The sequence below is a fragment of the Streptococcus sp. 1559 genome, from assembly GCF_013276735.1.
GTDB lineage: Bacteria > Bacillota > Bacilli > Lactobacillales > Streptococcaceae > Streptococcus > Streptococcus pseudopneumoniae.
Genome location: NZ_VMLO01000040.1, coordinates 1 through 9,976, shown reverse-complemented (window position 1 = coordinate 9,976; position 9,976 = coordinate 1). Strand labels below are relative to the sequence as shown.

Genomic DNA, 9,976 nt, shown 5'->3' with positions numbered 1-9,976 from the left:
TCAAAGAGCAAACTAGGAAGCTAACCGCAGGCTATACTTGAGTACGGCAAGGTGAAGCTAACGTGGTTTGAAGAGATTTTCGAAGAGTATTATTCCTTCTCAGCCAATTCTTTTCCCAGTTGGATGAGGTAATCTTTTAAGTCATCTTTGACTTGTGGATGTTTGAGGGCGTAGTCAATAGATGTTTTCATAAATCCAAACTTATCCCCAACGTCGTAACGAGCTCCTGTAAATTCACGGGCAAAAACACGCTGTGTTTTATTGAGCGTATCAATAGCATCAGTAAGTTGGATTTCATTTCCAGCACCAGGAGCTTGCTTTTCGAGGATATCAAAAATCTCAGGTGTGAGTAGATAGCGACCGATGATTGCAAAATCACTTGGTGCATCTTCGGTCGCTGGTTTTTCAACGAAAGTTTCAACGCTATAGAGTCCGTTGATTCCTTCACCTTGAGGAGCAATGACTCCATATGATGAAACGTCTTCGTGTGGTACGGGCATGACAGCAATGGTTGATGCGTGTGTCTTTTCGTAATCCTTCATCAGTTGTTTTGTCAAAGGAACGGCGTTCTCATCTGTGATGTCCATAAGGTCATCACCCAGCATAACAACGAAGGGCTCATTCCCTACAAAAGCTTTGGCTTGTAGGACAGCATCTCCAAGACCACGAGGGTGAGTTTGGCGGATGAAATGAAGGCGCATGCCAGTTGCTTCATCTACTAATTTTAACAGATCTGTTTTACCTTTTTCTTTGAGGTTGTACTCAAGCTCAAAATTTGAATCAAAGTGGTCCTCAATAGAGCGTTTTGATTTACCAGTGACAACCAGAATATCTTCAATACCTGATTTGAGAGCTTCTTCCACGATAAACTGGATAGTTGGTTTGTCTACAATTGGCAACATTTCTTTAGCAAGGGCCTTGGTTGCTGGTAAAAATCGAGTTCCTAGTCCAGCGGCAGGAATGACTGCTTTTCTAACTTTCAGTGCCATAAGAATCCTTTCTCTAGAGGGTTAAGACCACTCATTTTCTGCTTTAAATTCATTGTTCATGATATTATAAATGGCATCTTTGATATTGGTTCCTTGGTAAATAACTTGGTAAATGGCATGCGTAATCGGCATATAGACTCCAAGTTCTTGCGCTAGCTCATAGGCTGCTCGAGTCGTTGAAATTCCTTCAATCACCATGCCCATATTGGCTTCGATATCAGCTAGGGATTCTCCACGACCAAGAGCATCTCCGGCTCTCCAGTTACGAGAGTGGATGGAGGTTCCTGTTACGATCAAATCTCCCATACCAGATAAGCCGCTATAGGTCAGTGGATTAGCCCCGAGTGCTACCCCTAGGCGGGTGATTTCTGCCAAGCCTCGAGCGATGATGGCTGCCTTAGCGTTGTCACCAAATCCCAAACCATGTAAAGCTCCGGCACCGACAGCGATAATATTTTTGAGAGCACCAGCGGTTTCGACCCCGATAACATCCGTATTGGTATAAAGTCGGAAGTAGTGATTACTAAATAGCTCCTGAACGTATTGAGCTGTTTGTAAATCTTTAGAAGCAGCAGTTATTAAAGTTAGGTCACGCACAATGGTCTCTTCTGCATGACTAGGTCCTGAAACAACGACGATATCACTACGGAGATGTTCAGGAATTTCTTCTTCAAGAATGGTTGATAATCGTTTATGGCTATCAGGTTCTAATCCCTTTGATGCGTGCATGATGATAACCTTATGGTCCAAGGTTTGTGCAACTTGTTGGGCAACAAGTCGTGTCACTTTTGTTGGGACAACAAACAAAATCGCATCCACATCTCTCAGTGCCTCTGCTAAGTCGGTGTAGGCAATGATATTTTCATCTAGAACGACATCTTTAAAGTAGTGTTTGTTAGTATGATTGGTATTAATTTCATTGATTTGCTCGGGAAGATTTCCCCAAATACGTACCTCGTGTCCATTGTCATTTAAGACTTGTGAAAGGGCAGTTCCCCAAGAACCAGGTCCCAAGACGGCGATGGTTTGTTTTTCCATGATTTCCTCCTTAATAGAGTCCTTTCTCTTATTCTATCATATTCTGAGGGATTTTGCACTTGCATTACTGGGGTATGGTGGCTTTGTTACTTGAAAAATATACAAAAACCGAGACGAAGGGATAAACTCTTAGTCTTTAGTTAAAGTGAGAAGAAATCTGATAGATAGTTTGATTCAGTATATGCTTATAATAGAGGTAAACAACTCAGGAGGTTCTTGTAGCTTGCGAGAGTTTGGCGAAAAAATTAAAAGATTACGTTTGGCTAAAAAAATCAGTCGTTCAGAATTTTGTGGCGATGAGTCTGAATGAAGTATCCGTCAATTAATTAGAATTGAAAATGGAGAATCCAGACCAATACTAACAAAGTTAAAATATATTGCTGAACGTTTGGAGGTTGAAGATTACAAGTTGATGCCAAGTTATATAGAGTTGGATAAGGAATACCTAGAATTGAAGTATTTCTTGATGAGGACTCCTACATACGAAGATGAAACTATCGCCCAAAAGAAAGAGAGTGTTTTTGATAAGATTTTTGAAGAGTATTATGATAGGCTACCTGAGGAAGAAAGATTTATCATCCCAAATTATTCATATCTGGCACTAACGAACTACACAGTTCAAAAATTACCAGAAAAGCTAGTTAAACTACTGTCCTTCTGGTGATTTTGCTTAATTTCTGATGTTCGAGACATGATTGAGGAGATTTGTCTTGATTTTTTCCTAAAAAAGGGCAGACTCCTCCCTTGGTTTGATGCTCGATTTTTAAAATAAGGTGACTTATTGTTAGGCATGTTTTCCCCTGCCCTCTAGCTCTATATGGAATAGGGAGTATCAGATTTATCTGGCAGATTGTATCAAATAAGGCTTGAAATTGTTTTGAATAGGCGTATAGACTTGAGAATTTGAGAATATGTCGTCTAGCAGTAGAGACATATTTTCCGGCAATATGAAGGAAGAGAGGTCGAAAACGCTTGATAGTCAAGGCCTTTACTTCATCACCAGCTAGCTGCTTTAAAAAGAGGTAGAGATTATAAGCCAGATAGCCCATCATCATACGTACTTCATTCTTAACCATGGTCGAACTATCTGTCTTATCCCCAAAGAATCCTGCTTTCCTTTCTTTGATAAAGTTTTCAGCATTCCCTCGTTCACGATAGAATTGAAACAGCTCCTCACTATCTACACTGCTTAAATTGGTCAAATGAACTTTTTTACAACCATAAAAAAGAGCACTTAATCGTACTCTTCTCTTTTAAGGATTAGTTGAATTAATTCAAATCCACTAGTTCTCCTGTTTCTAGGTAGACTAGGCGTTCACAAATGTTAGCAATGTAATCAGCGAAGCGTTCCAGATGACCTATGATATAAAGGTATTGAGTTCCATTGGGAATTGAGGTTTCTTGGTCTTTCATAAGTCCAATGATTTCCTTTGATAAGGCATAATAATATTGGTCAATCTGTTCATCTTTTTGAGCAATACTAATAGCTTTTGAGGCTTGGTGCAAAGGAAAGGCAACCAATAAATCGGCCAGCATGCTGAGGGATAATTTACCCATTTGGTGTAACTGTTCTTCGTCAGGGGCTAGTTGATTTTCTTTTAGTTGCAAAACAGCTTTGGCAATGCCTGCCATATGGTCTCCCATACGTTCAAGGTCTGAACAAGAAGACATGATGCTAATCACAAATCGAAGGTCAGACACTTGTGGCTGCTGCAAGGCTAACAAACGGGCACAGGCCGATTCGATAGCGCTTTGACTTTGGTTGATAGCATGATCCTTATTGATAATTAGCTCTGCCATATCCTTGTCTTTGGAGTCTAAGGCCAGTAAGGCTTTTGAAGCTGTTTCAAGGACAAGTTGTCCTAGTCCTAAAAAGGATTGTTCTAATTCATGCAATTCTAAATCAAATTGATTTCTCATAGGTTTTTCCTTCCTTATCCGAACCGTCCTGAAATATAGTCTTCTGTGCGCTGATCTTTTGGATTGGTAAACACGTCAACGGTATCTCCAAATTCGCAAATTTCTCCTGTTAAGAAAAAAGCAGTTTTATCTGAAATACGTGAAGCTTGTTGCATGTTATGGGTAACAATGATAATCGTATAATCCTTTTTTAGTTGCTGAATGAGGTCTTCAATTTTTAAAGTGGAGATAGGGTCTAAGGCTGAAGTAGGCTCATCCATTAACAGAATATCAGGTTCTACTGCTAAAGCTCGCGCAATGCAAAGGCGTTGCTGCTGACCGCCTGATAAGGACATGGCACTCTTTTTAAGATTATCTTTGACTTCGTCCCAAATGGCTGCCCCTTTTAAAGATTTTTCCACTAAGGCATCTAATTGTTTTTTGTCTCGAATACCATGTGTCCTTGGGCCATAAGCCACGTTATCATAGATAGACATGGCAAAGGGATTAGGCTGTTGAAAAACCATCCCTACACGCTTACGTAGCTGATTAAGGTTGAATTTGCTACTATAAATATCTTGCTCATCTAAGAGGACTTGGCCTTCAATATGGCAAGAAGGAACCAAATCGTTCATCCGATTAAGGGTTTTTAGAAAAGTTGATTTACCACAACCAGATGGGCCTATCAAGGCAGTAATCTGTCTTTCTGGTAATTGAATCGAAATATTTTTTAAGGCTTGAAAGTCCCCGTAAAATAAGTCTAGGTGTCTGACTGAAAATGTTCCCATACTAGGAAGCTCCTTTCACAAGTTTTCGAGATAATAAGCTTGATAGAGTATTTATCATTAAAACAGTAATAATCAAAATCACACCGGTAGCATAGGCTTCATTGACATGTAGCCCCTCACTTGACAGCATATACATATGCAGGGCTAGAGAACGACCTGAAGACATGAGACTACTTGGCGTATTGGTAGAGGTACCTAATGTATACATGAGGGCAGCTGTCTCACCAACGATACGGCCAATAGCTAGTATCACTCCAGCTAAAATACCTGGCATGGCAACTGGTAGAACAATTCTAAAAACAGTCCGTAACTTACCTGCCCCAAGTCCATAACTTGCTTGACGCATGCTATCACTAACAGATAAAAGGGCTTCTTCTGTTGAGCGAATAATGACTGGCAACACCATGATGACTGAGGTTAAGATTCCTGATAACAGAGAGTATTGAAAACCTAAGAAGACTACAAAGAAGAGCATGCCAAACAGACCAAAAACAATGGAAGGAATCCCAGACAAGGTATCTGAGGCCAATCGCATGATTTTAACACAAAGGGAATCTTTTTTTGTATATTCCACAAGATAAAAACCAGCAAAAATCCCTATGGGCAAGGCTAAAAGAAGAGCACCAAAGACCAGAATAACGGTGGAAATAATCGCTGGCATAAGGGAAATGTTCTCAGAAGTATAAGTCCAAGAAAAGAGGGATAGACTTAGATGAGGTAAGCCTTTGATGAGGATAAAACCAATGATTAAAAAGAGAGAGCCAAAGGTTAAAGCTGAAAAACAATAAACGAGAAGTTTTAGCAGGTATTTACTCATAAGATGATTTTCCTTTCAAGTAGGCAAAGTAGGCATTAATCAAGAGAATAAGGAAAAAGAGAACTGCTGAGGTTGCAATAAGGGCTTCCCTATGCTGACCTGATGCGTAAGCCATTTCCAGAACAATATTGGTTGTTAAGGTTCTGGTTCCTGAAAAGAGCCCACTTGGAATAATCGGCTGGTTGCCTGCCACCAAAATAACTGCCATGGTTTCACCTACTGCGCGACCGATTCCTAAAATAACTGCTGATAAAATACCAGATCTCGCAGCTGGCAAGATGACACTAAAAATACTCCGTTCATGACTAGCTCCTAGAGCCAAGCTACCAGAATAATACGTTTTGGGAACTGTTCGGATAGCAGATTCTGACAAACTGATAATGGTTGGCAAAATCATTATTCCTAATAGTAACGAAGCGGTTAGGACACTCATGCCATTTCCTAAAAAGGTTCTAATCCAAGGCACCAATAATTGTAGGCCGAAAAAACCATAAACAATAGATGGAATGGCCGCCATCAAGTTGATAGCTGATTTTAAGAAGCCATAGACGGGCTTTGGACAATAATAAACCATAAACACCGATGTCAAGATGCCTGTTGGCACCCCAATCACAATCGCTCCTAAGGTAATTAATAAGGAACCAACGATCATTGGTAAAATACCATAGCTTGCCGGAATGTTCGTTGGCGACCAATCACTGCCTAATAAAAAACGGGCAAAGCCGTAGTTAGCCATGAAAGGTAAGCCATTACTAAAAATAAAGAAACAGATTAGCAAAATAGCTACAACAGCTACTGTTGCACTCATGAAAAAAATTGCCCTAAAAACTGCTTCTTTGAAGGCTTGTTTTGTCACATTTTGTCCTTTCTAGTGAAGAAAGTAAGGGAGATGCGACACCTCCCTACTTGCCTTCTTTATCTTATTGTACGATGAAACGTCTGCATCTCTTTAGAGATTTATGGAGCAAACATTTTATTTAATTTTGTCCCAGGTGGTTAATTTGCCACTAAAAACGTCTGCAAGTTTAGCCATACTGACTTGGCTTGCCTTATTGTCATTATTGACCACAACAGCAATACCGTCTAAAGCAATAGCATCATGGCTGAGACTCTCACCTTCTTCAGGAGTTAATTCCCTAGAAACCATACCAATATCAGCGGTTTTCTCCTTAGCAGCGGTAATACCTGCTGAAGAGCCATTAGAGGTAATATCAATCGTAACTTCTGGATTTTCTTTTTTATAAGCTTCTGCTAATTTTTCCATTAAAGAAGATACTGAAGTGGAACCTACAACAGACAACTTGCCTGATAAGTGTTGGCTTGTATATTCTGTGGTTTCGGTTTTAGCTTCAATAAATTTATTATCTGTGACCACTTGTTGACCTTGTTTGGAGTGGATAAAGCTGATAAAATCTTGACCTAGCTTGGAAAGATTAGAAGACCAAACAATGTTGAAGGGACGTTGAAGAGGGTATTTACCATCTAAAACTGTGTCTCGACTAGCCTTGATACCATCAATCTCTAAAGCCTTGACAGATTTCGTTAAAGATCCCAAGGAGATGTAGCCGATAGCATTAGCATTCCCTTGAACTGCTGAGAGAACACCTTCTGTGCTATTTTGAATCACAGCTGTTTTGGCAGTGTTGTCAATTTTTTTATCACCGTCTTTTTTGAGAATCCCTGTGATTTCTGTGAAGGCACCCCGTGTTCCAGAGCCATTTTCTCGTGAAATCACCTCAATCGTTTCTGAAGCTGACTGTTTGGAAGCAGATGACTGATTGCCACAGGCAACAAGCCCAAATCCTGATAAGCCAATGGCTGCAAGAGTAAGCATTTTTTTGAATTTCATAATAATCACCTTTATTTCTATGTATTTTTCTTGTGTAGGATTACTACACTTATAGTCTAACAAGTCTTTGTAAAGGTTTATCACTGATTCATGTAAAGATTGTGTAAAGAATCAAAAAAAGCCACTTTTGAAAAGTGGCTGCTCCTAAAAATAGCTTTAAAAATTATTAGTCCTGTGCGAAAGATTGGTTAGGAAGAAAAATCGTGAAGCAACTGCCTCTGCCAAGCTGACTCGTCACCGTGACTTGGCCACCTAATAATTGACTAAGTTCTTTGACAATAGCAAGGCCAAGACCAGTGCCACCAGTTTGTCTGCTTCGACCTTTATTAACTCGGTAAAAACGTTCAAAAATACGATCCTGCTCTAATTGACTAATACCAATCCCTGTATCTGACACAGAAATCTTAATGCCTTCGTTCACCTTTTGGGTCTTGACCTCAATTTTTCCCCCTTGTTCAGTGTAACGGATGGCATTGGTTAAAAGATTGAGTAAGATTTGGGAAAGTAATTGACTATCTGATACGAGGGTGACATCATCTGGCACCTGCACCTTTAGCTGTAAATCCTTCTTCTTGAGCTGAGGTTGCAAGCTTTGAGTCAAATCCTGTACAAATTCTGCCAAAGAAAGGGTCGTCCATTGTACAGGCATTTGTTGAGCCTTAGATAAGGTAAGAAGATGCTCAACAATATGCTCAAGACGCAAGCTTTCTTTGTAAATAATGTCTAGAAAGTCATCCTTGAGCGCTTCTTCTTCAACTGACATCCCCTTAATGGTTTCAGCAAAGCCCTTAATCGAAGTAACTGGTGTCCTCAACTCATGGGAGGCATTTGAGACAAAGGCTAAATTTAACTTTTCATAAGTTCTAATCGTTGTTAAATCATATAGCAAGACGAGCACAGCTTCCACAGATTGGGTGGGGCTAAAAACGGGAACTGCTGTCACTTCTAAAATCAAGTCACCCTCATGAAACCCACTTACTTCTTGTTTTAACCTTGTTTTTTGATCAAAGGCTTGGTGAACTAAATTCCGAATATCCATCCGTTTGAGGTCATCAAGTGAACTTATGTCGCCGTCCACATCGGGAAAATAATGAGGCAGAGAGCGACTGGATAATAACATCTGACCTTGAGCGGAAACTAAAAACGTCCCCATGGTTAGGTGCGACAGAAGAACCTCCATTGTTTCGGCTAGGTCCTTGTATTGCTGATCCTGTTGGGAGACTTTGGTTTTTAGGCCAGACACATACTGAGCCAAAGACTTTAAGTCTTCTTGCCCTTTTTCTAAAAAGTATTCACTACTGGTCAAGAGAGGTTGGTGCAAGGTCTCAAAAGCAACTTCCCATTTCCAAAGGCAAAAGAGCCAGTAGCTACCTAGTCCCAAAGAAAGGGCTAGAAGAAAGAGACCGATGCCTTTACTGATCCAAGTTAATGCCATCCCTGCAATCAGAATGAGGCTAACACTTAGATTGACTAGCCAAAATTGAAGGTAGCGTTTCATCTATAACTCCTTGAACTTATAACCATAACCCCGAATGGTTCGAATAAATTGAGGGGCTTTAGGATTGTCTTCAATTTTTTCCCTCAACTTACCAATATGAACGTCCACCAAACGTGTTTCCTGCCCAAAGTCATACCCCCAGATACGTTCCAAAAGACGCTCTCTAGTCAGTGTCATGTTGGGATGTTTCATAAGATAGAGCAAGAGTTCAAATTCTTTTGGGGTCAAACTCAGTAACTTATTCGCCTTGTAGACTTCATGACGCTCAGGGTATACTTTCAAGGTCCCAAATAGCCAAGAATCGTCAGCGATATTATCTGAATCATCTCCTTCTTGTTCTCCTTTAGTTCGCCTGAGGACAGCCTTGACACGCGCCAGCAATTCTCTAGGGCTAAAAGGCTTGGTCAGGTAGTCATCAGCCCCTAATTCCAAGGCCAAAACCTTATCAAATTCATCACTTTTCGCAGAAACCATCATAATTGGAGTTTTGACGCCTTTGGCTCTCAGCCGCTTACAAACTTCTATGCCATCTAATTGTGGTAACATGATATCAAGCAAGATAAAATCAAAGGGTTCTGTTTCTGCCAAAGCTAAGGCCTTCCGTCCATTTGTTACCAATTGAGTAGAAAAGCCTTCCTTACTTAAATGGTAGTCAAGCAATCTCAGAATGTGTTCTTCATCATCCACTAATAAGACTTGTTTTGTCATCTATTATCTCCTATTGGTAACATTATAACACAATTATCAGAAATCCTAACATTGCTAAATCAGATTAAATTTGCTTATCAAGACTAGGATCTGGTCAAACGCTCAATCATCTCCTTGTGCTCTAGATAGGTCGCCAGTAGATCTACCCTTTCAAATAATTCAAAATCCTCAAATTCAAAACCAGGAGCAACAAGACAAGAAACCAGAGCATAATCCTTATCAACTTCAAGAACTCCTCTCAGTTCTGAGGACACGGTAATGATTGATGCGACGGAAGTAAAAATCAATCGTCCTAAAAAAACAATTAGCGAATGATTCTGGTAAAAAGAAATGCCACGCTATGAAGGCTCAGGCGATTGTCACAAGCCAAGGGAGAATTGTTTCTTTGGA

At 40.1% G+C, this 9,976-nt stretch carries 10 protein-coding genes and 3 pseudogenes; 2 read left to right on the top strand and 11 right to left on the bottom strand.

All coding sequences use genetic code 11. From position 1 onward, the window contains the following. Positions 1-89: 89 nt before the first annotated feature. Together galU and HT688_RS06375 are read right to left on the bottom strand one after the other, a co-directional pair. Positions 90-989: a UTP--glucose-1-phosphate uridylyltransferase GalU gene (galU, locus tag HT688_RS06380; RefSeq protein WP_001185619.1), complete on the bottom strand. Its 900-nt coding sequence runs from the start codon at positions 987-989 to the stop codon at positions 90-92. 21 nt (positions 990-1,010) lie between these two features. Beyond that, on the bottom strand, positions 1,011-2,027 hold the full coding sequence (locus HT688_RS06375) for an NAD(P)H-dependent glycerol-3-phosphate dehydrogenase (RefSeq protein WP_050197613.1): 1,017 nt from the start codon (positions 2,025-2,027) through the stop codon (positions 1,011-1,013). 412 nt (positions 2,028-2,439) lie between these two features. Here HT688_RS06375 and HT688_RS12020 point away from each other — a divergent pair, with 412 nt between their 5' ends. Then, positions 2,440-2,691 carry an arginyl-tRNA synthetase gene (locus HT688_RS12020; RefSeq protein ID WP_078140763.1) on the top strand — a complete coding sequence of 84 codons (252 nt, stop codon included), beginning with the start codon at positions 2,440-2,442 and terminating at the stop codon, positions 2,689-2,691. 151 nt (positions 2,692-2,842) lie between these two features. On the opposite strand, the pseudogene HT688_RS06365 reads toward HT688_RS12020, so the two are convergent. The 9 genes and pseudogenes from HT688_RS06365 to HT688_RS06325 form a co-directional block, all read right to left on the bottom strand. Next, positions 2,843-3,256 (bottom strand): annotated as a pseudogene (locus HT688_RS06365) (transposase); the annotation flags it as partial. A gap of 40 nt (positions 3,257-3,296) precedes the next feature. Next, positions 3,297-3,947, bottom strand: coding sequence for a phosphate signaling complex protein PhoU (gene phoU, locus HT688_RS06360; RefSeq protein WP_050223198.1), 651 nt, complete (start codon positions 3,945-3,947; stop codon positions 3,297-3,299). Positions 3,948-3,961: 14 nt separating this feature from the next. Further along, positions 3,962-4,714 (bottom strand): phosphate ABC transporter ATP-binding protein PstB, encoded by a 753-nt coding sequence (gene pstB / locus HT688_RS06355; protein ID WP_000536446.1) that lies wholly within the window; start codon positions 4,712-4,714, stop codon positions 3,962-3,964. Position 4,715: 1 nt separating this feature from the next. Then, positions 4,716-5,531 carry a phosphate ABC transporter permease PstA gene (gene pstA / locus HT688_RS06350; RefSeq protein ID WP_000049768.1) on the bottom strand — a complete coding sequence of 272 codons (816 nt, stop codon included), beginning with the start codon at positions 5,529-5,531 and terminating at the stop codon, positions 4,716-4,718. Continuing rightward, positions 5,524-6,387 (bottom strand): phosphate ABC transporter permease subunit PstC, encoded by an 864-nt coding sequence (gene pstC / locus HT688_RS06345; protein ID WP_000165893.1) that lies wholly within the window; start codon positions 6,385-6,387, stop codon positions 5,524-5,526. Before pstC ends, pstA begins: the two co-directional genes overlap by 8 nt. A 117-nt stretch (positions 6,388-6,504) precedes the next feature. Further along, positions 6,505-7,380 carry a substrate-binding domain-containing protein gene (locus tag HT688_RS06340; protein ID WP_023939915.1) on the bottom strand — a complete coding sequence of 292 codons (876 nt, stop codon included), beginning with the start codon at positions 7,378-7,380 and terminating at the stop codon, positions 6,505-6,507. A gap of 166 nt (positions 7,381-7,546) precedes the next feature. Continuing rightward, positions 7,547-8,878 (bottom strand): two-component system histidine kinase PnpS, encoded by a 1,332-nt coding sequence (gene pnpS, locus HT688_RS06335; RefSeq protein ID WP_023939913.1) that lies wholly within the window; start codon positions 8,876-8,878, stop codon positions 7,547-7,549. Next, positions 8,879-9,586, bottom strand: a complete 708-nt coding sequence (locus HT688_RS06330; RefSeq protein WP_000166478.1) for a response regulator transcription factor — start codon at positions 9,584-9,586, stop codon at positions 8,879-8,881. It lies immediately after the preceding gene. A gap of 83 nt (positions 9,587-9,669) precedes the next feature. Continuing rightward, positions 9,670-9,810, bottom strand: a pseudogene (locus HT688_RS06325) (cupin domain-containing protein); the annotation flags it as partial. Between HT688_RS06325 and HT688_RS06320 the strand changes: the two are divergent. Then, positions 9,803-9,976, top strand: a pseudogene (locus HT688_RS06320) (transposase family protein); the annotation flags it as partial. The pseudogenes HT688_RS06325 and HT688_RS06320 overlap by 8 nt on opposite strands.